A 22,162-nucleotide genomic window follows, 5' to 3' on the forward strand; every position below is an offset into this window, starting at 1 on the left:
TGTTCGGAGGCATAAAAAAGCCCCGCCTGGGTGACCAGACGGGGCTTTTTATGGCCTAGGCGTTAGACGAGAGGTTTAGGCTCGTGCTCTTTTTCCTGGGCTTGTTCGTGTTGCTTTACGGCTTCCTGAACGGAGCGCGGTGCTTCTTCGATGACCGACTCGGCAACAGGTGCCGCTTCGACCACTTCAGCAACAACCGGAGCCGGTTCGGCAGCGACAGGCGCTTCAACCGGTGCCGCAGCGGCAGCCAGTTCGGCTTCCTTCTGCAGACGCTCGGCTTCACGCTTGCGACGACGCACTTCACGCGGGTCGTTCGGCGCACGGCCGCTTGGCGTCAGGGCACTGACCGGGGCCGCTTCTACGGCTGGTTCAGCCACTTCGGCAACAACCGGAGCCGGTGCTTCAACGACTGGAGCAGGTTCGGCAGCCACAACCACTGGCTCGGAAACCTTCGCTTCAGCCACTACAGCTTCAGCCACCGGTGCAGGCGCTTCAACAGCAACCGTCTCGGCAACCCAGTTGAACGCGGTTTGTTCTTCACGAACTTCGCGGACAGCTTCGGTCACGGTTTCAGTGACAGTTTCGGCAGCAGGCTCGGCAGCCACCACTGGCTCGGCGACAACAGCCGCTTCAACCACCGGTTGGGCTTCTTCACGAACAAACGCTTCACGAACCGGAGCCACTTCGATTTCCGGCGCGGCGGTTGCTTCGACCGGAGTCGTTGCTTCAACCACTGGCGCTTCAACCGGAGCCGTTTCCTGAACAGACGCCGTTGCGCGTTCAGCTTGCTCGTGAGCCTGGGCTTCAGCCGGTGCGCTGATCACGGTGCTGGCAACGGCTGCGGTAACCGCCAGGCCAGCGGCCAGATCCGCAGTGCTTGGCGCATCGTTGCTTTCGCCAGCTTCGTTACCTTCGGATTCTTCCGAACCTTCGATCACGTTGCCGTTGGCGTCGCGTTGACGCTCGCGACGGTTGCTGCGACGACGCTGGCCACGGGAGCGGCGGCGTGGACGATCGCCTTCGGCGCCTTCCTGACCGTCTTCCTGCAGTTGCTCTTCGTTGCCGGTCAACTCTTCTTCAGCAACGGCGGCAGCCGCTTGTTCCGCACGTGGCTGACGTTCTTCACGCGGTGGGCGTGGCGCACGTTCTTCACGTGGCTGGCGAGCCGGACGCTCTTCAGCGGTAGCCGTTGCAGCAGCAGCGGCCGGAGCAGCATCCAGAGGCTCGCGCAGTTCACGAACCGGACGTTCTTCACGATCGCCACGTGGCTTGCGGTCTTCGCGCGGAGCACGCGGTGCACGTTCTTCACGAGGGGCGCGAGGTGCGCGCTCTTCACGTGGAGCACGTTCTTCGCGGGCTACGGCCGGAGTTTCTTCACGGGCTTCGCGTGGCTCGCGGGGTGCGCGCTCTTCACGCGGTGCACGTTCCTCACGAGGCTTGCGTTCTTCATCGCGGCGACCATTACGGTTGCGGCTCTGCTGACGACCGTTGCGACGCTCTTCGTTACGGGCCGGACGCTCGGTGGTCACTGGTTTTTCAACCACAACCGGAGCAGCAGGCTCTTCCTTGGTCGCGAACAGGCTGACCAGCGACTTCACCAGGCCTTTGAACAGGCTTGGTTCTGGCGCGGCAGCCGGTGCAGCCACTGGTGCGGCAGCGACGACTTCGGTCGGAACCGGAGCGTTGGCGCGGGCCGGAGCCGTCTTGACCGCGGCTTCCTGGCGAACCAGGGTGCGGGTCGCAGCGGCTGGCTGGACTTCTTCGACTTCGGCAGCGGCAGCAGCGATTTCGTAGCTGGACTGGCCGACAGCGGCTTCCGGGCTGTCATCGCGCAGACGCTGAACTTCGAAGTGCGGCGTTTCGAGGTGATCGTTCGGCAGAATGACGATGCGGGCACGGGTGCGCAGTTCGATCTTGGTGATCGAGTTGCGTTTTTCGTTGAGCAGGAACGCAGCCACCGGGATCGGCACTTGTGCGCGAACTTCGGCGGTGCGGTCTTTCAGGGCTTCTTCTTCGATCAGGCGCAGGATCGCCAGCGACAGCGATTCAACATCACGGATGATGCCGGTGCCGTTGCAACGCGGGCAAACGATGCCGCTGCTTTCGCCCAGGGATGGACGCAGGCGCTGACGGGACATTTCCAGCAGACCGAAGCGCGAAATGCGACCGACTTGCACGCGAGCGCGGTCGGCTTCCAGGCATTCGCGGACTTTCTCTTCCACGGCGCGCTGGTTCTTGGCAGGGGTCATGTCGATGAAGTCGATGACGATCAGGCCGCCGATGTCGCGCAAGCGCAACTGACGGGCGATTTCTTCAGCAGCTTCAAGGTTGGTCTGCAGGGCGGTTTCTTCGATGTCGCTGCCTTTTGTGGCGCGCGCCGAGTTGATGTCGATGGACACCAGGGCTTCGGTCGGATCGATAACGATGGAGCCGCCGGAAGGCAGTTCAACGACGCGCTGGAAAGCGGTCTCGATCTGGCTTTCGATCTGGAAGCGGTTGAACAGCGGAACGCTGTCTTCGTACAGCTTGATCTTGCTGGCGTACTGCGGCATCACCTGGCGGATGAAGGTCAGGGCTTCGTCCTGGGCTTCAACGCTGTCGATCAGCACTTCGCCGATGTCCTGGCGCAGGTAATCGCGGATGGCGCGGATGATCACGTTGCTTTCCTGGTAGATCAGGAATGGCGCGGAACGATCCAGCGAAGCTTCTTTGATGGCGGTCCAGAGTTGCAGCAGGTAATCGAGGTCCCACTGCATTTCTTCGCTGCTGCGGCCAAGGCCGGCAGTGCGCACGATCAGACCCATGTCGGCCGGGGCAACCAGACCGTTCAGGGCTTCACGCAGTTCGTTGCGCTCTTCACCTTCGATGCGACGGGAGATACCGCCGGCACGCGGGTTGTTAGGCATCAGAACGAGGTAACGACCGGCCAGGCTGATGAAGGTGGTCAGGGCGGCGCCCTTGTTGCCACGTTCTTCTTTTTCGACCTGAACAATGACTTCCTGGCCTTCGCTCAGGACGTCCTTGATGTTGACGCGGCCTTCGGGGGCTTTCTTGAAGTATTCGCGGGAGATTTCTTTGAGGGGCAGGAAGCCGTGGCGCTCGGAGCCGAAATCGACAAAGGCAGCCTCAAGGCTTGGTTCGATGCGAGTAATCCGGCCTTTATAGATGTTGGCCTTCTTCTGCTCGCGTGCACCGGATTCGATGTCCAGGTCGTAGAGGCGTTGGCCATCTACCAGTGCAACACGCAACTCTTCGGGTTGAGTTGCGTTAATCAGCATTCTTTTCATGTAGTACCGTCGGTTTCCGGGCTGCCGGAAACGGCGTTCGGCACACACGACTTCTCACGGTCGGTGTCAGGTGCGTCAGGAGTGGTTGGCCACTCCAGTGTCTAGCGAACCCCGACCAATTGGGCCGGTGTCGCGACGTACGCGTCCTGCTTGCTGTGGCTACTTAAGCACTCAGTCAGGAGGAGGAATCAACCAGCGGCTGTGGACGAGATGAAGCGTCTTGATAAAGCCTATTGCTACACAGTCCAGCGGTTGTGCATCTCCACCCTACACGTATCCCTGATAATTCGGGTGCTGCCGCGCGCAGAATCCGCAGCGGGTTGGCATTTACCGTGAGCTCCGAAGGGGGAGGTCACGCATCATGGCTAATTTAGGCGTTGTTTCCGAAGCGTTCGCTCAGGGTCGTTCGTGGCTGACTGCACTTTGTGAACTGGCCGTGAATATTTGCTCGCAAGGCGAGTTAAAACTCTGCTTTGCGGCATGATTCAGGCCTCATGTCACCTGCGCTCGTTACAGCTGCAAACTCCACCGTTACGTAGCGAAAGCCCCGTAGGACGGCCTCGCGTCCTGGTGAATTGCGTTGGTCAGGGCCGGTTTTTGACCGTTGGTCCGCTGTCCAGGCCGCTTTTGGCGGCGTTCGCGACTATAGCAGCAATGATTAAGTGCTTCAATTCCATAAAAAATTGTTATCATCCGCGCCATGACGACTACAACCCCTTCGACCCCAGCCGTACAACTGCTGGAGGTCTCGCCGGAATATGCCGGTCAACGTATTGATAACTTCCTTCTCGCTCGGCTCAAAGGCGTGCCCAAGACCTTGATTTACCGCATTTTGCGTAAAGGCGAAGTGCGTGTGAACAAAGGTCGGATCAAGCCCGAATACAAGCTGCAGGCGGGCGATATCGTGCGCGTGCCGCCGGTTCGCGTGCCTGAGCGCGACGAGCCGGTGCCGCTGGCCCAGGGCCTGCTGCAACGCCTCGAAGCCTCGATTGTCTTCGAAGACAAAGCGCTGATCGTGATCAACAAGCCTTGCGGCATTGCGGTTCATGGCGGCAGCGGCCTGACGTATGGGGTGATCGAAGCCTTTCGTCAGTTGCGTCCCGATTGCAAGGAGCTCGAACTGGTTCACCGTCTCGACCGTGATACCTCCGGCCTGCTGATGATCGCCAAGAAGCGCAGCATGTTGCGCCATTTGCACACAGCATTGCGCGGCGATGGCGTCGACAAGCGCTACATGGCGCTGGTCCGTGGTAACTGGGCGGCTTCGATCAAGCAAGTCCGGGCGTCGCTGGGCAAGAGCAATCTGCGCTCCGGCGAGCGCATGGTCGAAGTCGACGAGGAGGAGGGCAAGGAGTCGGTGACCGTGTTCAAGGTCCTGCGCCGCTTCGGCGACTTTGCCACCCTGATCGAAGCCAAGCCGATCACCGGCCGGACTCACCAGATCCGCGTCCATACCCTGCACGCCGGGCATAGTATTGCCGGCGATACCAAGTATGGCGACGAAGGTTTCAGCAAGGAAATCCGCGATCTGGGCGGCAAGCGCCTGTTCCTGCACGCCTACATGCTGACCGTGCCGCTGCCGGATGGTAGCGAGCTGAAATTGCAGGCGCCTGTGGATGAAATGTGGTCCAAGACCGTGGAGCGACTGAGTGCGCCACTCTGATTACAAGCTGCTGATTTTCGATTGGGATGGCACGTTGGCCGACTCCATTGGTCGGATTGTGGAGGCGATGCATGTCGCCTCCGAGCGCTCCGGATTTCAGTTGCGTGATGATTTTGCCGTCAAGGGTATCATCGGCCTGGGTTTGCCTGAGGCGATTCGCACCTTGTATCCGGAGATTGGCGATACCGAGCTTTTAGCGTTCCGTCAGCACTATGCCGATCACTACATCGCCGCCGAGGCTGTGCCTTCGCCGTTGTTCGAAGGTGTCGCCGAGTCGATGGAGGCGTTTCGTGCCGAGGGTTATCATCTGGCTGTAGCGACCGGCAAGGCCCGTCGCGGACTGGATCGGGTGCTGAAATCCCACGGCTGGGAGGATTATTTCGATATCACTCGTGCCGCTGACGAAACCGCCAGCAAGCCGCATCCGCTGATGCTTGAGCAGATTCTCGCGCATTGCGAGGTCCGCCCCGAGCAGGCGCTGATGATCGGCGATTCGTCCTTCGACTTGCAGATGGCGCGCAACGCCGGCATGGACTCGGTGGCGGTCAGCTACGGCGCGCAATCGATCGAGGCGTTGAAGTTGTTCGAGCCGGCGCTGGCTATTGATCGTTTTTCAGAATTGCATGCCTGGCTGAATCAGCGGGCTTAACCGGTTTTTGCTGGGGTAGATGTCATGACCGACGAATGGAAAGCGCCCGCCAAGGCGAGCGTAGAGAGCGGTGACGAAAAAAGCTGGAAGCTGCTGGAAAAGACCTTGCTGGCCGGCGTGCAGGAACAGCGCCGCTCCCGTCGCTGGGGGATTTTCTTCAAGTTGCTGACGTTCGTGTACCTGTTTGTGGCGCTGATCCTGTTCACGCCGCTGATGGACATGGAAAAGAGTGCGACCCGCAGCTCCAACTACACCGCATTGATCGACGTGGTTGGCATGATTGCCGACAAAGAATCGGCCAGTGCTGACAACATCGTCGGCAGCCTGCGTGCGGCCTTCGAGGACGATAAGGTCAAGGGCATCATTCTGCGCATCAACAGCCCGGGCGGCAGTCCGGTGCAGTCGGGTTATGTGTATGACGAAATCGTTCGTCTGCGTGCCCTGCATCCGCAGATCAAGGTGTACGCGGTGATCTCGGATCTGGGCGCTTCCGGTGCCTACTACATCGCCAGTGCGGCGGATCAGATCTACGCCGACAAGGCGAGCCTGGTGGGGTCCATTGGTGTAACGGCGGCCGGCTATGGCTTTGTTGGCACCATGGAGAAGCTGGGTGTGGAGCGCCGGACGTATACGTCAGGCGAGCACAAGTCGTTCCTTGATCCGTTCCAGCCGCAGAAGCCCGAGGAAACCCAGTTCTGGCAGGGTGTGCTGGACACCACGCACCAGCAGTTCATCAACAGTGTGAAGAAGGGGCGTGGCGATCGCCTCAAGGACAAAGAGCATCCGGAGCTGTTCTCCGGGTTGATCTGGAACGGTGAGCAGGCGCTGCCGCTCGGTCTGATCGATGGCCTGGGCAATGCCAGTTCGGTGGCCCGTGACGTGATTGGCGAGAAGGAGCTGGTGGACTTCACCGTTCAGGAGTCGCCGTTCGATCGTTTCTCGAAAAAGCTTGGTGCCAGCGTTGCCGAGCAATTGGCGATGTGGATGGGCTTTCACGGTCCATCGATGCGCTGATTCTGAGGCTGCATAATAAACCGGCCTGTGTGGCCGGTTTTTTATGCCTGCGCGGTCCTTGTAGCAGTTAGGGGATTTGCACGCCTTCGGCCAGCAGCATGTCGATCAGGCGAATCAGCGGCAGGCCGATCAGGCTGGTGGCATCAGGGCCTTCGGTGCTTTGAAACAGGCTCACCCCCAAACCTTCGGCCTTGAAGCTGCCAGCGCAGTCGTAGGGCTGCTCGGCGCGCAGGTAGCGTTCGATGCGTGCCTGATTCAGCGTGCGCATGTGGACGGTGAACGGTACGCAATCGACCTGGCATTCACCGGTCTGGCTGTTGAGCAGCGCCAGGCCGGTGAGGAAGGTCACGCTGGCGCCGCTCGCGGCCAGCAGTTGTTCGCGGGCGTTTTCGAAAGTGTGAGGTTTGCCGATAATGCGGTCGCCGAGTACCGCGACCTGATCGGAGCCGATGATCAGATGAGCGGTATGGCTGCCCGAAAGCGCCTGGGCTTTTTCTTTGGCCAGGCGTTTGACCAACTCGATGGCCGGCTCGCCCGGTCGGTGGCTTTCGTCGATATCCGGCGAGCTGCAGGTGAATGGCAGCTGCAAGCGAGCCAGCAATTCCCGGCGATACATCGAGCTTGAAGCGAGTAATAAAGGCAGCATGCGCAACTCCAAAAGTCAGGTGCGAATTCTAGCGGAGGCTTGCAAGTGACGGACAGGGCTGAATTTCCTTTGACATGGCTGGGTGCATCCCTATAATGCTGCGCCTATGTTGAATGACCCGATTCCACCTCACGTTGACCCGCGCAAATTGGCTGACCGTGGCACCACCCTTCAAGGTGAACTGCTGCTGGCCGATTTGGAGAGACTCTGCGACCCGCTTTCCGACACTGTCGGTACGGTGCAGGCTAAATTCGTTTTTGAACGAGATGAACGTAAATCTGTGGTCATCCACAGCTTTATCGACACCGAGGTCAAAATGGTTTGCCAGCGTTGTCTTGAGCTGGTCACCCTGCCGATCCATAGCGAATGCAGTTATGCTGTGGTGAAGGAGGGTGCGAATACCCAGTCGTTGCCGAAAGGTTATGACGTGCTGGAACTGGGCGAAGATCCATTGGATCTGCAGTCACTGATCGAGGAGGAGCTTCTGCTCGCCTTGCCCATTGTGCCTGCTCATCATCCGGAAGAATGCCAGCAGCCGGCGGGTCTCGATGAGCCCGAACCGAGCGAGGACGAGGTAACGCGGTCCAACCCGTTCAGTGTATTGGCGCAGTTAAAGCGTGACCCAAACGTTTAGGAGTTAATCAATTATGGCTGTTCAGCAGAACAAAAAATCCCGCTCCGCCCGTGACATGCGCCGTTCGCACGACGCTCTCGAGGCGAGCACCCTGTCTGTAGAAAAAACCACCGGTGAAGTTCACCTGCGTCACCACGTATCGCCAGAAGGCGTATACCGTGGCCGTAAAGTGATCGACAAGGGCGCTGACGAGTAATCACTTGTCCGCTCAAGTCATCGCGATTGACGCAATGGGCGGGGACTTCGGTCCCCGCAGCATTGTTCAGGCCAGCCTTGCTTGCCTGTCTGCTACACCCTCGCTGCACCTGACCCTCGTCGGTCAACCTTCCCTACTTGAAGAATTGCTCTCTGGCCAATCGGCTGTGGATCGCTCGCGCCTGTCGATCGTGCCGGCGTCCGAAGTCATTACCATGGACGAAAAGCCTGCGCAGGCCCTGCGTGGCAAGCCCGATTCGTCGATGCGCGTGGCGCTGGAGTTGCTACGTGATGGCAAGGTCCAGGCTTGTGTCAGTGCCGGTAATACCGGTGCGCTGATGGCGTTGTCGCGGTTTGTGCTCAAGACCTTGCCGGGCATTGATCGTCCGGCGATGGTGGCGGCGATTCCGACACAAAAGGGCTATTGCCAGTTACTCGACCTGGGCGCCAACGTCGATTGCAGTGCCGAGCACTTGTTGCAGTTCGCCGTTATGGGCTCGGTGGCGGCGGAGACGCTCGGTATTGTCCGCCCGCGTGTCGCGCTGCTGAACATTGGCACCGAAGACATCAAGGGCAATCAGCAGGTCAAGCTGGCTGCCACGTTATTGCAGGCAGCCCGGGGCATCAATTACATCGGTTTTGTCGAAGGTGACGGTTTGTACCGTGGCGAGGCGGATGTGGTGGTGTGTGACGGTTTTGTCGGCAATATCCTGCTCAAATCCAGCGAAGGCCTGGCGACCATGATTGCCGGGCGCATCGAAGCCTTGTTCAGGAAAAACCTCGCCTCGAAAATGGTCGGTGCCCTGGCGCTGCCGTTGATGAAACGGCTGCAAGCCGATCTCGCGCCTGCGCGGCACAACGGTGCCAGCTTCCTCGGTTTGCAGGGGATTGTGGTGAAGAGCCATGGTTCGGCGGGTGTGCAGGGCTTTCAGAGCGCCATTTCCCGTGCGCTGATCGAGATTCAGGAAAACCTGCCGGAACGGATACACGGTCGTCTGGAGGATTTGTTGCTTTAGGCGTTTTCGTCGGACAATGCTTAAATGTGACCGCTCAGTTTAATTGGCCATCCAACTGTCAGTTTCTTGCGTCCCCAAGCGGGACGTCATTTCTCCGACGACAAGATCATTAGGGGCTCGTTACATGTCTGCTTCCCTCGCATTCGTCTTTCCAGGACAGGGTTCGCAGTCCCTCGGCATGCTGGCCGAGTTGGGCGCGCAACATCCGGTTGTCCTCGAAACATACAAAGAAGCTTCCGATGCTCTGGGTTACGACCTGTGGGCACTGACCCAGCAAGGGCCGGAAGAGCAGCTCAATCAAACCGATAAAACCCAGCCGGCCATTCTGACCGCCTCGATCGCCTTGTGGCGTCTGTGGCTGGCCGAAGGTGGCGCGTGCCCGGCTTATGTTGCCGGTCACAGCCTGGGCGAATACAGCGCCCTGGTTGCTGCGGGCAGCCTGAGTCTGGGTGACGCCGTGAAGCTGGTTGAGCGTCGCGGTCAGTTGATGCAGGAAGCCGTACCGGCCGGGCAGGGCGGCATGGCCGCGATCCTCGGTCTGGATGACGCTGATGTACTGGCTGCCTGTGCCGAAGCGGCGCAAGGCGAAGTGGTCAGCGCGGTGAACTTCAACTCCCCGGGCCAAGTGGTCATCGCCGGCGCCAAGGCGGCGGTCGAGCGTGCCATCGAAGGCTGCAAGGCTCGTGGTGCCAAGCGCGCCATGCCATTGCCGGTCAGCGTGCCGTCGCACTGTGAGCTGATGCGCCCGGCAGCCGAGCGTTTTGCCGCGTCCATCGCTGCTATCGACTGGCAGGCGCCGCAGATCCCAGTGGTACAGAACGTCAGTGCCAATGTGCCGGCCGATCTGGAAACCCTCAAGCGTGATCTGCTTGAGCAGCTCTACAAGCCCGTGCGCTGGGTGGAATCGGTCCAGGCACTGGCTGCCAAGGGCGCGACCCAATTGGTCGAATGCGGTCCTGGCAAAGTGCTGGCCGGTCTGAACAAGCGTTGCGCCGAAGGCGTGTCGACATCCAACCTCAATACCCCAGACGCTTTCGCTGCCGCTCGTGCAGCGCTGGCCTGAATCAGGAGAAGCTTGCATGAGTCTGCAAGGTAAAGTTGCACTGGTCACCGGCGCGAGCCGTGGCATTGGCCAGGCCATCGCCCTGGAACTGGGTCGTCAGGGCGCCATCGTGATTGGCACCGCGACCTCCGCTTCCGGTGCCGAGCGAATTGCCGCGACCCTGAAAGAAAATGGTATTCAAGGCACGGGTCTTGAGCTGAACGTCACCAGCGATGAATCCGTTGCTGCGGTACTGGCGAGCATCACTGCACAGTTCGGTGCGCCGGCGATCCTGGTCAACAATGCCGGCATCACCCGCGATAACCTGATGATGCGCATGAAAGACGACGAGTGGCATGACGTTGTCGATACCAACCTGAACAGTCTGTTCCGCCTCTCCAAGGGCGTTTTGCGTGGCATGACCAAAGCCCGTTGGGGACGAATTATCAGTATTGGCTCTGTTGTGGGTGCCATGGGCAACGCAGGCCAAGTAAACTACGCAGCCGCCAAGGCCGGACTGGAAGGTTTCAGTCGTGCACTGGCGCGTGAAGTCGGTTCGCGTTCGATTACGGTAAACTCGGTGGCCCCTGGGTTCATCGATACCGATATGACTCGCGAACTGCCCGAGGCACAGCGTGAAGCCTTGCAGACGCAGATTCCGCTGGGCCGTCTGGGACAAGCACAAGAGATCGCGTCTGTGGTCGCTTTTCTTGCGTCGGACGGTGCGGCTTACGTTACTGGGGCTACAATCCCGGTGAACGGCGGGATGTACATGAGTTAAATGTGACGGATCGCTTCAAAAAAATGTCATACGAGCTGTCTAAAATCCGTTATAAAGCTGCAATCTATTTATAGGCAGAGGGCTGTCGGGTTTGAGGAGTGAAGCTTTCAGTTGAAAAGCTGAAAAGTCTTTCTATACACTTACCCACTGGCCAGCTGCCTGAATTTGTCCATTAGGAGTGAAAACAAGGTATGAGCACCATCGAAGAGCGCGTCAAGAAAATCGTTGCTGAGCAACTGGGCGTTAAAGAAGAAGAAGTGGTCAACACTGCTTCCTTCGTTGAAGACCTGGGTGCCGACTCCCTTGACACCGTTGAGCTGGTGATGGCTCTGGAAGAGGAATTCGAGACCGAAATCCCTGACGAAGAAGCTGAGAAGATCACTACTGTACAAGCCGCAATCGATTACGTTACTAACCACCAGGCTTAATAGCTTGTAATCGTTGCTTGCTGTCATGGAAAAACCGCACTGCCATCACGGCGTGCGGTTTTTTCTTTAGGCCTGATGCAAAGTCGTCATTTGAAAAAAGGAGAGTGCTGTGTCGCGTAGACGCGTCGTAGTCACCGGTATGGGTATGTTGTCGCCACTGGGCACGGATGTGCCGAGCAGTTGGCAGGGCATTCTGGCTGGCCGCAGTGGCATTGGTCTGATCGAACACACCGACCTTTCTGCCTATTCCACCCGTTTTGGCGGCTCGGTAAAGGGCTTCAATGTCGAGGAATACCTGTCGGTCAAGGAAGCGCGCAAGCTCGACCTGTTCATTCAATACGGTCTGGCCGCAGGTTTTCAGGCGGTGCGTAACTCGGGGCTGGAAGTTACTGATGCCAACCGAGAGCGTATCGGCGTGGCCATGGGCTCGGGTATTGGCGGTCTGACCAATATCGAAGAAACCAGCCGCACCCTGCATGATTCCGGCCCACGGCGGATCTCTCCGTTTTTCGTGCCAGGCTCGATCATCAATATGATTTCCGGTTTCCTGTCCATCCACCTGGGTGCACAGGGACCTAACTACGCCATCGCCACGGCGTGTACCACCGGTACGCACTGCATCGGCATGGCAGCCCGCAACATCATGTACGACGAAGCCGACGTGATGATTGCCGGCGGCGCCGAAATGGCCGCGTGCGGACTGGGCATGGGCGGCTTCGGTGCTTCCCGCGCGCTGTCGACCCGCAACGACGAACCGACCCGTGCCAGCCGTCCGTGGGACAAGGGCCGTGACGGCTTCGTCCTGTCCGACGGTGCCGGTGCCCTGGTGCTTGAAGAGCTGGAGCACGCCAAGGCGCGCGGCGCGACCATCTATGCCGAGCTGATCGGTTTCGGCACCAGTGGCGACGCTTACCACATGACGTCGCCACCGGCAGACGGTGCGGGTGCTGCACGTTGCATCACCAACGCCCTGCGTGATGCCAAGGTCAACGTTGATCAGGTTCAATACATCAACGCCCACGGCACCTCGACCTCGGCCGGTGACCTTGCCGAAGCCTGTGCGATCAAGTCGGTGTTCGGCGATCATGCCTACAAGCTGGCCGTCAGTTCGACCAAGTCCATGACCGGTCACCTGTTGGGGGCGGCGGGCGCCGTTGAAGCCATCTTCAGCGTACTGGCGATCAACAGCCAGGTCGCGCCGCCGACCATCAACCTTGATGAGCCGGACGAAGGCTGCGACCTCGACTTCGTACCGCACACGGCGCGCAACATGGACATCGATGTGGTGCTGTCGAACTCCTTCGGGTTTGGCGGGACCAACGGCTCGCTGGTTTTCCGCCGGTTCGCTGACTGATGGACAGCTGGGTCGACGGTCAGCCGGCTGACACTCTGTCGCTGAAGGATCGCGGCCTGGCCTACGGTGATGGTCTGTTTGAGACCATTGCCGTGCGCGGCGGGCAGCCGCTGTTGCTGGAGCGGCATCTGTCGCGTCTGGCGCAGGGCTGTTCGCGCCTGGCGATTTCGGCGGATCACGACCTGGTTCGCAACGAATTGCTGGCCTATGCCGCAGCGCTCGGTGAGGGCGTGCTCAAGCTCATCCTCACGCGCGGCGACAGTCTGCGCGGTTATGCGCCTGATCCTTCGGCGCAAGTCCGACGCATTCTGCAAGGCAATCCTCCGGCGGTATATCCCGCTGCGCATGCCGAGCAGGGCGTTCGATTGTTTCCCTGTGCCACACGACTTTCAAAACAACCCTTGCTTGCCGGGCTCAAACATTTGAACCGTCTTGAGCAAGTGATTGCCCGCTCCGAATGGCAAGACAGCGAACATGCCGAAGGCTTGATGCTGGATCAGGCCGGTCGCGTGATCGAGGGTGTGTTCAGTAATCTGTTCCTGGTGCGCGATGGCGTGCTAATCACCGCCGATTTGAAACGCTGCGGCGTGGCCGGTGTGATGCGTGACGAATTATTGTTTCAAGCCGAGTCATCGGGGATCCCCACGCAAGTGGGCGACATCACGCTCGAACAGCTGCAATGGGCCGATGAAGTCTTTGTCTGCAACAGCGTGTATGGCGTTTGGCCCGTGCGCGCCTATGCTGCGCTGAGCTGGCCGGTTGGGCCGCTCACCCGTAAACTCCAAACCATTGCCCGCGCGCTACTGGATGCTTGATACGTGAGACGTAAATTCTTGCTGCTGCTGGAAACCGGATTGGTACTGGCGGGGCTGTGTCTGGGCGCTTCTGCCTGGAAAATCCATTCGGCGCTGGAACAACCGCTGAACATCACCCAGGAAGAGCTGCTGGACGTGCCCAAAGGCACGACACCCACCCGCACCTTCTATCGACTCGAAGCCGACGGCGTCATCAAGGACGCGTTCTGGCTGCGCGTTTACTGGCGCTTCAATCTGCCCAAGCAACCGTTGCACAGTGGCGAATACCGCATGCTTCCGGGCATGACGGTTGAAGGGCTGATCGACCTGTGGAAACGCGGCGAAATGGTTCAGTACAGCGTGACGCTTGTCGAAGGCTGGAATTTCCGCCAGGTCCGCGCCGCCCTGGCCAAAGATGAAAAACTCGAGCAGACAATCGCAGGTTTGAGCGACAGCCAGGTCATGGAAAAACTCGGTCACCGCGGGATTTTCCCGGAAGGTCGTTTCTTCCCCGACACCTATCGCTTTGTACGTGGCATGAGCGACGTCGATCTGCTGAAAAAAGCCTATGACCGCCTCGACGAAGTCCTCGCCAAAGAGTGGGATCAACGTTCTGCGGATGCGCCGTACACCGAACCCTATCAGGCGCTGATCATGGCCTCGCTGGTGGAGAAGGAAACCGGCGTGCCGCAAGAGCGCGGGCAGATTGCCGGGGTCTTTGTTCGACGCATGGCGATCGGCATGTTGCTGCAGACCGACCCGACGGTGATCTACGGTCTGGGTGATCGCTACAGCGGCAAACTGACCCGCGCCCACCTCAAGGAAGCGACCCCGTACAACACCTATATGATCTCGGGGCTGCCACCGACGCCGATTGCCATGGTCGGCCGCGAAGCCATCCATGCCGCTTTGAACCCGGTGGCCGGCAACAGCCTGTACTTCGTTGCGCGTGGCGATGGCAGCCATGTGTTCTCCGATGATCTGGATGCCCATAACAACGCAGTGCGTGAGTTCCAGCTCAAGCGTCGTGCCGATTATCGTTCCAGCCCGGCACCGATCCCTGGGCCAGAGGCGGCGAATGGCGAAGCACCGGAGGCCGAGGCGCCGATTCCGGCGGCTTCACCTGATCCCGATCCCGAGGCGTTGCCCTCCGTCGTGCCGCAAGAACCGGCTCCGGCTCCGGCTCCGGCTCCGGTTCCGGTTCCGATGCCTGCACCGGCAGCTGAGCCCGCGCCGGAAGCTGTCGCTCCGCAAGGCGCGCAATAATTTCTGATAAGGACTGCCCGTGACTGGCTTGTTTATTACCCTGGAAGGCCCGGAAGGCGCCGGCAAAAGTACCAATCGCGAATACCTGGCCGAGCGCCTGCGCGCTGCCGGTATCGAAGTGGTGCTGACCCGCGAACCGGGTGGTACGCCGTTGGCCGAGCGGATTCGCGAAGTGCTGCTGGCCCCGGTTGATGAAGTCATGAACCCCGACACGGAGCTGCTGCTGGTGTTTGCCGCGCGCGCCCAGCATCTGGCCGAAGTGATTCGCCCGGCGCTGGCCCGTGGTGCGGTGGTGTTGTGTGATCGTTTCACGGATTCTACATACGCCTATCAAGGTGGCGGTCGCGGTCTGTCGCTGGAGCGCATCGCGACGCTCGAAACCTTCGTCCAGGGCGATCTGCGCCCGGACCTGACCTTGATCTTCGACCTGCCGGTGGAAGTGGGCCTGGCCCGCGCCAGTGCTCGCGGTCGTCTGGACCGCTTTGAACTCGAAGGCCGAACCTTTTTTGATGCCGTGCGCAGTGCGTTCCTCAAGCGCGCCGAGGCGGATCCGGCGCGCTATGTGCTGGTCGATGCCGCCCAGCCGCTGGTGCAGGTTCAGCATTCGCTGGACGCCTTGTTGCCGCGTCTGCTGGAGTTGACCCGTGGCTGAAGCCTATCCGTGGCAGGACAGCCTCTGGCAACAGTTGGCCGGTCGTAAGCAACACGCTCACGCCTATCTGCTGCATGGCCCGGCCGGGATCGGCAAGCGCGCGCTGGCGGAACGCTTGATGGCCAGCCTGCTGTGTCAGCGGCCAACCGCGCAGGACGCATGCGGTGAATGCAAATCCTGCCTGCTGCTCAAGGCTGGCAGTCATCCCGACAACTACATCCTCGAGCCGGAAGAAGCCGACAAGGCGATCAAGGTCGATCAGGTCCGCGATCTGGTCAGCTTCGTGGTGCAGACCTCGCAAATGGGCGGGCGCAAAGTGGTGTTGATCGAGCCGGTCGAGTCGATGAACGTCAACGCCGCCAACGCGTTGCTCAAAAGCCTGGAAGAGCCGTCGGGCGATACCGTTTTGCTGTTGGTCAGTCACCAGACCAGTCGCCTGTTGCCGACCATCAAGAGCCGTTGCGTACAGCAGGCCTGCCCACTGCCGAGCGAAGCGATGAGCCTTGCATGGTTGGCGAAGGCGTTGCCGGACAGCTCGGAAGACGAGCGCGTCGAACTGCTGACGCTGGCCGCCGGTTCTCCGCTGGGCGCGGTCAAATTGCAGGCCCAGGGTGTGCGCGAACAGCGCGCGCTGGTGGTGGAGGGCGTGAAGAAGTTGCTCAAGCAACAGCAATCGCCGACACAATTGGCCGAAGAATGGAAAACCATTCCACAGTTGCTGCTGTTCGACTGGTTCTGCGACTGGTCGAGCCTGATCCTGCGCTATCAGCTGACCCAGGATGAAGACGGTCTGGGATTGACGGACATGCGTAAGGTGGTTCAGTACCTGGCGCAGAAAGCCGCTCAGGATAAAGTCCTGAATATCCAGGACTGGATCCTTGCCCAGCGTCAGAAGGTGATGAGCAAAGCCAACCTCAATCCGGCACTTTTGCTGGAAGCGCTGCTGGTGCAATGGGCCTCGCTGCCTACCCAGAAGTGATCGTCTGCGCCTAGACTCTGTGCATCAGCAGTGGAGGTCAGCATGAATGAACTCGTCAACCCGGGGCCGCGTAACGGCATTTTGTCCCTGACCATCAAGGACAAATCCGTGCTGTACGCGGCCTACATGCCCTTCATCAAGAACGGCGGGCTGTTTATCCCGACCAACAAAAGCTACAAGTTGGGCGATGAGGTCTTCATGTTGCTGAACCTGATGGATGAAGCCGAAAAGATTCCGGTCGCGGGCAAAGTCACCTGGGTCACGCCCAAAGGCGCTCAGGGTAACCGCGCCGCTGGCGTCGGCGTGCAGTTCAACGACGGTGACAACACGGCGCGCAGTCGAATCGAAAACTACCTGGCCGGAGCCCTCAAATCCGACCGTCCCACCCATACGATGTAAGTTGCAGCCCTTTTATGCTCGTAGATTCCCATTGTCACCTTGATCGTCTCGACCTCGCCGCCCACGACGGCTCTCTGGATGCGGCACTCGACGCGGCCCGTCAGCGCGGGGTAGGGCACTTCCTGTGCATCGGCGTCAGTGTCGACAACGCGGCCGACGTCAAAGCCCTGGCTGAACGTTATGACGACGTCGATTGTTCGGTCGGCGTGCATCCGCTGGATGTGCAGCCGGGCGCTGCGCCCGCACTGGACTGGTTGTTGCGCGAACTCAATCACCCGCGCGTCGTCGCGATTGGCGAAACCGGTCTGGATTATCACTACGAACCGGAAGCGGCCGAGTTGCAGCAGGAGTCATTCCGCCTACATTTGCAGGCAGCACAGCAGACCGGCAAGCCAGTGATCATCCACACCCGCGGCGCCCGTGCCGATACTTTAAGCTTGCTGCGTGAGGCGGCACTGCCACAGGCCGGCGTACTGCATTGCTTCACCGAAGACTGGGACATGGCCAAGGCCGCGCTGGACATGGGTTATTACATTTCCCTGTCTGGTATTGTCACTTTCCGCAATGCCGACGCGCTGCGCGACGTGGCCAGCAAAGTGCCTGCCGACCGCTTGCTGGTGGAAACCGACTCGCCATACCTCGCGCCGATCCCGTATCGCGGCAAGCCGAACCTGCCGCAGTATGTAAGGGAAGTCGCGGAATTTCTGGCCATGTTGCGGGGTGAGCCTTACGAGCGATTTGCCGAGCAGACCACCGAGAACTTCAAGCGGCTGTTCCCTTTGGCGCATGTGAAACCGGTTTAGGGCTATCGCGAGCAAGCTCGCTGCGCAGGGTCAAATCGCAGGCAAAAAAAACCCGGGTTCTGGGGGGTGAATCCGGGTTAAGACCATTAGGAGTAAAACAATGGTACGCGGTCCGTTGGTACCAATATCGGCGCAACACTTGGGGGAGATGTCTCGCCGACAGTTCAAGTATTGATCACTATTGCGCCTAGTCCAGTTTACGGGCCCCGGTTTTTAAACAATTTTGGAATACGCCCGCTTCGGAAGAGTTCTCATCAATGAGCGAGCCTGCGGGAAATCATCAAGAAACACAGATATGGTCGGATGATCCGTGCATTTTTGCGTAAGTTAGGCATAATACGCGGCTTCGAATTTTGACCCCCAACAGACCTTTTCTTATGCATAAAGAACCTCGTAAGGTCCGTGAGTTTCGTCGCCGCGAGCAAGAAATTCTCGATACCGCGCTCAAGCTGTTCCTCGACCAAGGTGAAGACAGTGTCACCGTCGAGATGATTGCTGATGCCGTCGGTATCGGCAAAGGCACGATCTACAAGCACTTCAAATCCAAGGCGGAGATCTATCTGCGCCTGATGCTCGATTACGAGCGTGATTTGAACGAGCTGTTGCATTCGGCCGATGTCGACAAGGACAAGGAAGCGCTGTCCCGGGCCTACTTCGAATTCCGCATGCGCGATCCGCAACGCTATCGGTTGTTCGACCGCCTGGAAGAGAAGGTGGTCAAGGGCAATCAAGTGCCGGAGATGGTCGAGGAACTGCACAAGATCCGCGCCTCGAACTTCGAACGCCTGACCCTGCTGATCAAAGGCCGGATCAGCGAAGGCAAGCTCGAAGACGTGCCGCCGTACTTCCATTACTGCGCATCGTGGGCGCTGGTGCATGGCGCTGTGGCGCTGTATCACTCGCCGTTCTGGAGCAACGTGCTGGAAGATCAGGAAGGCTTCTTCCAGTTTCTGATGGACATCGGCGTGCGCATGGGCAACAAGCGCAAGCGCGATACCGACACTCCGAGCAGCTGAACCATTCAGCTGCCTGATTGCGCCATGATTTCTCTATATGGCGCAGTACCGCAGGAATATACTCAGGCTTGGGACTTGCCAAAACTTGAATTCTGAGTCAAGTTTTGTGCGTTCCACTTGTCCATCGCCGGAGTGATCCATGATCGTTGACCGTCAAGGCAGGCGTTTTCGCAATTTGCGGATCAGTCTGACCTCAGCCTGCAATTACGCGTGTACCTACTGTGTGCCCAACGGCAAGCGGCTGGTAGCTGCGCAGGATGAATTGTCGGCCGAGGCCATGGCGCGCGGCGTGGCATATTTGATCGAAGCGGCGGGCATCGAGCGTTTGCGTATCACTGGCGGCGAGCCGCTGGTCAGCCCCAAACTCGAAGCCTTCATGACCGCCGTTGGCCAGATGGGCCTGGAAGACATCAGCCTGACCACCAATGGTCAGCTGCTGGCGAAAAAGCTGCCGTTGCTGGTGGACGCCGGCATTCGTCGTATCAACGTTTCCCTCGACACCCTGGACGCCAGCGCCTTTCGCAGCATTGCCCGCGGCGGCGATCTGGCGACCGTGCTCGACGGCATGGATCAGGCCAGCGCGGCGGGCATAAAGATCAAGGTCAACATGGTGCCGCTGCGCGGACAGAACCTTGATCAGGTGATGCCGCTGCTCGATTACTGCCTGGAACGCGGCTATGAGTTGCGCTTCATCGAGCTGATGCGCATGGGCCACCTGGCCACCGACTCCAATGCGTTCCTGCAACAGTTCGTCAGCCTCCAGCAGTTGCTGAGCCTGATTGGCGAGCGTTATGAGTATCTGCAGGCCGATGCACCGGTCGATGCCACTGCGGTGCGCTACGAGATTCCGGGGCAGGGGCATTTTGGTGTAATCGCCAATGAAAGCGTTCCATTCTGCCGTACGTGCTCGCGCTTGCGTCTTTCGTCCACGGGTTGGCTGCATGGCTGCCTGTCGTCGAGCAACCGTCACTATGTCGGCGACTTGCTCGACAAACCTCGCCATCAAGCGCTGCCGGCGTTGCAGCGGCTGCTGGTGAAGGCCTTGGGTGACAAGCAGGAAGTGGCGTTCTCCGGCGGCGCGACAGTCATGAAGATTATTGGCGGCTGACACGCCCTGTGGCGAGGGAGCTTGCTCCCGTTGGGGCGCGAAGCGGCCCCCGAATTTCCAAAGACACTGCATTCCTCAGAATTTACGGCTGCTGCGCAACCGAGCGGGAGCAAGCTCCCTCGCCACAGATTTGCATTATCTATTTGCAAACATCCCTATGCTCAAGACTGGCGCGGAAGCTGCATCCCATGGCCATTCGCCGGTTTTCCGTCACCGGCCTCTGGAGGGTAGGATGCGTAGCCTGGTTTTGCTGCTGGCCGTTTTGGCGCTTGGTGGCTGCATGAATGTCAGCGACATGGCTGAAGGGACTCGCTACCAGATGAGCGACGCGGGGCTGCTGGATCACAGCGACAGCCGTCGGGTGAACAACCTGCGGATTCAGCCGGACTCGTTCATCTACATCGCCCAAGGTGCCTTTTCGCCACCAGGCAGTCCTTATCCGCGCCCAAACGTGGTGGCCGAAGAAGCCTTTAACGGCTTTGTCGAATACTTCCCGATGGTCCGCCGCGCCCGTGCACCCGAAGGCCTCGACCAGGCCATGGCTGAAGCCCGTGCCGCCGGTGCCCATTACCTGCTTTACACGCGGTTCGCCAAGGCTGACGACCGCATCGGCAACTCCGATGAGTGGCTCGATCAGGAATACGTGGACCGCCTCGGCATCGACAGCGGCGTGATTCAGATCATGTTGATCGAGACCAGCACCCAGTATTTGATTGATACTGCACGCATCAAGAGTCGTGGCGGTTTACTGACGTTCCACGACAACAAGCCAGAAGACCTGATCGGCCCACCCCTGCAGCAATACGCGCGCAGCCTGATCGGGATCAGCGACCAGTAATTTAAAGGAGAACGCCATGAGTGGCCCGCAAAAAGCCAACGACTTGTTGGGGCAAATCCCCAAGACCAAAGGCTTGCCGCCGGTCCACCTGTGGAACCCCGACTTCTGTGGCGACATCGACATGCGCATCGCCCGCGACGGCACCTGGTATTACCTGGGCACGCCAATCGGGCGCAAGCCGATGGTCAAATTGTTCTCGACCATCATTCGTCGCGATGGCGATGATTACTTCCTGATCACTCCGGTCGAGAAGGTCGGGATCAAGGTCGATGATGCGCCGTTCGTGGCGATTGCCGTCGATGTGGAAGGCGAGGGTGAGGCTCAGCTCCTGCGATTCACCACCAACGTGGATGAAACGGCCGAGGCAGGCGCGGAGCACCCGATTCGGGTGGTCATTGATCCGGTCACTCAAGAGCCCGCGCCCTACGTGCATGTGCGGACCAATCTTGAAGCGCTGATCCACCGCAATCTGTTCTATCAACTGGTGGAACTGGCCGTGACCCGTGAAATCGACGGGCAACGCTGGCTGGGTGTGTGGAGTGGCGGCGAGTTTTTCCCCATCGGTCTCGAGCCTTAATACAAAACCCTGTGGGAGCGAGCTTGCTCGCGATGGCGGTGTGACAGTCAACATTGATGTTGAATGTTACGGCCTCATCGCGAGCAAGCTCGCTCCCACAGGGTTCTCTGTGTTCTTTCAATAATCCAATTGACACCCAATCATATGATGATTAGCGTGTTGCTCCATCGCGCGCGGTCCTGAGGTTTCCATGTCCAGCAGTTTTCACGCCTCAACGGTCGATTGGCTGGGTTGCTGGATTGCCGCTGGCGAGGTCAAGCCTGGCGAAACCCTCAAAGTCGAAGCTGACCTGGGCGAGCAGCTGGGGGTCAGCCGCACGGTCATCCGTGAAGCCATCAAGACCCTGGTCGCCAAAGGCATGCTTGAAGTCGGGCCGAAAGTCGGTACGCGGGTGCTGCCGGTGCGGCGCTGGAACCTCTTCGATCCGCAAGTCGTCGGCTGGCTGTCACGCAGTGGTTTGCCGGAAAACTTCGTCGACGACTTGCTCGACCTGCGCCGCACCATCGAGCCGATGGCCGTGCGCTGGGCCTGTGAACGGGCGACGGTCGAGCAAGTGCAGGCCATCCTCCTGGCCTACAACGCGCTGGAGCGGGCCGTGGACAGTGGCGTCGATTACAACCGCGCCGACCGGGTATTCCACGAGTGCATCCTCGCCGCCAGCCACAATCAATTCATCGAACAAATGGTCCCGGCGCTCGGCGCGCTGCTGGCGGTGTCATTCGAAGTCTCTGCCGCCGACCCCGACGAACTGCGGCGTACGCTGCCCATCCACAAAGACATGGCCGACGCCATCGCCGCCCGCGACGCCGCGCGCGGGGTGTGGGCGTGCATGACCCTGATCGATAACGCAGACCTGGCGATCAAACGCTTCTACCCCCAAGTCGTGGCCGACAAAAGAACTGGCTGACTACAAAGAACCCATGTGGGACCGAGCCTGCTCGCGAAAGCGTCGGCACACCCGACATAGATGTCACAGACACACCGCTATCGCGAGCAAGCTCGCTCACACCTAAAAACAAGA

23 protein-coding genes are annotated in these 22,162 nt (G+C 59.6%); 21 read left to right on the top strand and 2 right to left on the bottom strand.

The features are described from left to right. Nucleotides 1-62 precede the first annotated feature (62 nt). Nucleotides 63-3,287 carry a ribonuclease E gene (gene rne / locus AB4N43_RS24770; protein WP_027924034.1) on the bottom strand — a complete coding sequence of 1,075 codons (3,225 nt, stop codon included), beginning with the start codon at nt 3,285-3,287 and terminating at the stop codon, nt 63-65. Nucleotides 3,288-3,987: 700 nt separating this feature from the next. Between rne and rluC the strand changes: the two genes are divergently transcribed. Genes rluC through AB4N43_RS24785 form a run of 3 tightly spaced genes read left to right on the top strand, consistent with a single transcriptional unit; the run spans nt 3,988 to nt 6,613 of the window. After that, nucleotides 3,988-4,950, top strand: a complete 963-nt coding sequence (gene rluC, locus AB4N43_RS24775; protein ID WP_027924035.1) for a 23S rRNA pseudouridine(955/2504/2580) synthase RluC — start codon at nt 3,988-3,990, stop codon at nt 4,948-4,950. Then, nucleotides 4,937-5,599, top strand: coding sequence for an HAD-IA family hydrolase (locus tag AB4N43_RS24780; protein ID WP_027924036.1), 663 nt, complete (start codon nt 4,937-4,939; stop codon nt 5,597-5,599). Before rluC ends, AB4N43_RS24780 begins: the two co-directional genes overlap by 14 nt. 24 nt (nt 5,600-5,623) lie before the next feature. Beyond that, the gene (locus AB4N43_RS24785; RefSeq protein WP_027924037.1) at nt 5,624-6,613 is read left to right on the top strand and encodes a S49 family peptidase; all 990 of its coding nucleotides are present in this window, start codon (nt 5,624-5,626) and stop codon (nt 6,611-6,613) included. A 67-nt stretch (nt 6,614-6,680) separates the two neighbouring features. Here AB4N43_RS24785 and AB4N43_RS24790 read toward each other — a convergent pair whose 3' ends face one another. Then, complete coding sequence (locus AB4N43_RS24790) at nt 6,681-7,259, bottom strand: Maf family protein (RefSeq protein WP_460152085.1); 579 nt, start codon at nt 7,257-7,259, stop codon at nt 6,681-6,683. 106 nt (nt 7,260-7,365) lie between these two features. Between AB4N43_RS24790 and AB4N43_RS24795 the strand changes: the two genes are divergently transcribed. From AB4N43_RS24795 to AB4N43_RS24880, 18 genes are all read left to right on the top strand, one after another. After that, complete coding sequence (locus AB4N43_RS24795) at nt 7,366-7,893, top strand: YceD family protein (protein WP_004371317.1); 528 nt, start codon at nt 7,366-7,368, stop codon at nt 7,891-7,893. 13 nt (nt 7,894-7,906) lie between these two features. Then, nucleotides 7,907-8,089, top strand: a complete 183-nt coding sequence (gene rpmF, locus AB4N43_RS24800; RefSeq protein WP_003179396.1) for a 50S ribosomal protein L32 — start codon at nt 7,907-7,909, stop codon at nt 8,087-8,089. A 4-nt stretch (nt 8,090-8,093) separates the two neighbouring features. After that, on the top strand, nt 8,094-9,104 hold the full coding sequence (gene plsX / locus AB4N43_RS24805) for a phosphate acyltransferase PlsX (protein WP_027924039.1): 1,011 nt from the start codon (nt 8,094-8,096) through the stop codon (nt 9,102-9,104). Between the two features lie 124 nt (nt 9,105-9,228). Continuing rightward, entirely contained in the window at nt 9,229-10,167 is a 939-nt protein-coding gene (gene fabD, locus AB4N43_RS24810; protein ID WP_460152088.1) for an ACP S-malonyltransferase, read from the top strand. Nucleotides 10,168-10,183: 16 nt separating this feature from the next. Further along, on the top strand, nt 10,184-10,927 hold the full coding sequence (gene fabG, locus AB4N43_RS24815; protein WP_027924041.1) for a 3-oxoacyl-ACP reductase FabG: 744 nt from the start codon (nt 10,184-10,186) through the stop codon (nt 10,925-10,927). A gap of 191 nt (nt 10,928-11,118) precedes the next feature. Next, nucleotides 11,119-11,355 carry an acyl carrier protein gene (acpP, locus tag AB4N43_RS24820; RefSeq protein ID WP_003442511.1) on the top strand — a complete coding sequence of 79 codons (237 nt, stop codon included), beginning with the start codon at nt 11,119-11,121 and terminating at the stop codon, nt 11,353-11,355. A 109-nt stretch (nt 11,356-11,464) separates the two neighbouring features. After that, the gene (fabF, locus tag AB4N43_RS24825; RefSeq protein ID WP_027924042.1) at nt 11,465-12,709 is read left to right on the top strand and encodes a beta-ketoacyl-ACP synthase II; all 1,245 of its coding nucleotides are present in this window, start codon (nt 11,465-11,467) and stop codon (nt 12,707-12,709) included. Continuing rightward, the gene (pabC, locus tag AB4N43_RS24830; RefSeq protein ID WP_027924043.1) at nt 12,709-13,524 is read left to right on the top strand and encodes an aminodeoxychorismate lyase; all 816 of its coding nucleotides are present in this window, start codon (nt 12,709-12,711) and stop codon (nt 13,522-13,524) included. Before fabF ends, pabC begins: the two co-directional genes overlap by 1 nt. 3 nt (nt 13,525-13,527) lie before the next feature. Further along, complete coding sequence (gene mltG, locus AB4N43_RS24835) at nt 13,528-14,769, top strand: endolytic transglycosylase MltG (protein WP_410922568.1); 1,242 nt, start codon at nt 13,528-13,530, stop codon at nt 14,767-14,769. A gap of 19 nt (nt 14,770-14,788) precedes the next feature. Next, entirely contained in the window at nt 14,789-15,421 is a 633-nt protein-coding gene (gene tmk / locus AB4N43_RS24840) for a dTMP kinase (protein ID WP_027924045.1), read from the top strand. Next, entirely contained in the window at nt 15,414-16,400 is a 987-nt protein-coding gene (locus AB4N43_RS24845) for a DNA polymerase III subunit delta' (protein ID WP_460152091.1), read from the top strand. The genes tmk and AB4N43_RS24845 overlap by 8 nt, the downstream gene beginning before the upstream one ends. A 42-nt stretch (nt 16,401-16,442) precedes the next feature. Continuing rightward, nucleotides 16,443-16,799 carry a PilZ domain-containing protein gene (locus AB4N43_RS24850; protein ID WP_027924047.1) on the top strand — a complete coding sequence of 119 codons (357 nt, stop codon included), beginning with the start codon at nt 16,443-16,445 and terminating at the stop codon, nt 16,797-16,799. A 14-nt stretch (nt 16,800-16,813) separates the two neighbouring features. After that, nucleotides 16,814-17,602 (top strand): TatD family hydrolase, encoded by a 789-nt coding sequence (locus AB4N43_RS24855; RefSeq protein ID WP_059182344.1) that lies wholly within the window; start codon nt 16,814-16,816, stop codon nt 17,600-17,602. Between the two features lie 377 nt (nt 17,603-17,979). After that, nucleotides 17,980-18,618, top strand: a complete 639-nt coding sequence (locus tag AB4N43_RS24860; protein ID WP_008152317.1) for a TetR/AcrR family transcriptional regulator — start codon at nt 17,980-17,982, stop codon at nt 18,616-18,618. 139 nt (nt 18,619-18,757) lie between these two features. Then, the gene (locus tag AB4N43_RS24865) at nt 18,758-19,726 is read left to right on the top strand and encodes a GTP 3',8-cyclase MoaA (RefSeq protein WP_027924049.1); all 969 of its coding nucleotides are present in this window, start codon (nt 18,758-18,760) and stop codon (nt 19,724-19,726) included. A 232-nt stretch (nt 19,727-19,958) separates the two neighbouring features. Beyond that, nucleotides 19,959-20,564, top strand: a complete 606-nt coding sequence (locus AB4N43_RS24870; RefSeq protein ID WP_027924050.1) for a DUF4823 domain-containing protein — start codon at nt 19,959-19,961, stop codon at nt 20,562-20,564. Nucleotides 20,565-20,580: 16 nt separating this feature from the next. Beyond that, a complete protein-coding gene (locus AB4N43_RS24875; protein WP_460152094.1) occupies nt 20,581-21,141 on the top strand; it encodes a DUF1285 domain-containing protein in 561 nt (186 codons plus the stop codon). A 190-nt stretch (nt 21,142-21,331) separates the two neighbouring features. Further along, complete coding sequence (locus tag AB4N43_RS24880) at nt 21,332-22,048, top strand: FadR/GntR family transcriptional regulator (RefSeq protein WP_027924052.1); 717 nt, start codon at nt 21,332-21,334, stop codon at nt 22,046-22,048. Nucleotides 22,049-22,162 lie beyond the last annotated feature (114 nt).

This window comes from Pseudomonas sp. S2_B07 (assembly GCF_054668435.1).

Excerpts from the sequence above, each read along its gene's own strand:
- rne (WP_027924034.1), bottom strand. The coding sequence starts at position 3,287 with ATGAAAAGAATGCTGATTAACGCAACTCAACCCGAAGAGTTGCGTGTT.
- rluC (WP_027924035.1), top strand. The coding sequence starts at position 3,988 with ATGACGACTACAACCCCTTCGACCCCAGCCGTACAACTGCTGGAGGTC.
- AB4N43_RS24785 (WP_027924037.1), top strand. The coding sequence starts at position 5,624 with ATGACCGACGAATGGAAAGCGCCCGCCAAGGCGAGCGTAGAGAGCGGT.
- AB4N43_RS24790 (WP_460152085.1), bottom strand. The coding sequence starts at position 7,259 with ATGCTGCCTTTATTACTCGCTTCAAGCTCGATGTATCGCCGGGAATTG.
- AB4N43_RS24795 (WP_004371317.1), top strand. The coding sequence starts at position 7,366 with ATGTTGAATGACCCGATTCCACCTCACGTTGACCCGCGCAAATTGGCT.
- rpmF (WP_003179396.1), top strand. The coding sequence starts at position 7,907 with ATGGCTGTTCAGCAGAACAAAAAATCCCGCTCCGCCCGTGACATGCGC.
- fabD (WP_460152088.1), top strand. The coding sequence starts at position 9,229 with ATGTCTGCTTCCCTCGCATTCGTCTTTCCAGGACAGGGTTCGCAGTCC.
- fabG (WP_027924041.1), top strand. The coding sequence starts at position 10,184 with ATGAGTCTGCAAGGTAAAGTTGCACTGGTCACCGGCGCGAGCCGTGGC.
- acpP (WP_003442511.1), top strand. The coding sequence starts at position 11,119 with ATGAGCACCATCGAAGAGCGCGTCAAGAAAATCGTTGCTGAGCAACTG.
- pabC (WP_027924043.1), top strand. The coding sequence starts at position 12,709 with ATGGACAGCTGGGTCGACGGTCAGCCGGCTGACACTCTGTCGCTGAAG.
- AB4N43_RS24850 (WP_027924047.1), top strand. The coding sequence starts at position 16,443 with ATGAATGAACTCGTCAACCCGGGGCCGCGTAACGGCATTTTGTCCCTG.
- AB4N43_RS24855 (WP_059182344.1), top strand. The coding sequence starts at position 16,814 with ATGCTCGTAGATTCCCATTGTCACCTTGATCGTCTCGACCTCGCCGCC.
- AB4N43_RS24860 (WP_008152317.1), top strand. The coding sequence starts at position 17,980 with ATGCATAAAGAACCTCGTAAGGTCCGTGAGTTTCGTCGCCGCGAGCAA.
- AB4N43_RS24865 (WP_027924049.1), top strand. The coding sequence starts at position 18,758 with ATGATCGTTGACCGTCAAGGCAGGCGTTTTCGCAATTTGCGGATCAGT.
- AB4N43_RS24870 (WP_027924050.1), top strand. The coding sequence starts at position 19,959 with ATGCGTAGCCTGGTTTTGCTGCTGGCCGTTTTGGCGCTTGGTGGCTGC.
- AB4N43_RS24875 (WP_460152094.1), top strand. The coding sequence starts at position 20,581 with ATGAGTGGCCCGCAAAAAGCCAACGACTTGTTGGGGCAAATCCCCAAG.
- AB4N43_RS24880 (WP_027924052.1), top strand. The coding sequence starts at position 21,332 with ATGTCCAGCAGTTTTCACGCCTCAACGGTCGATTGGCTGGGTTGCTGG.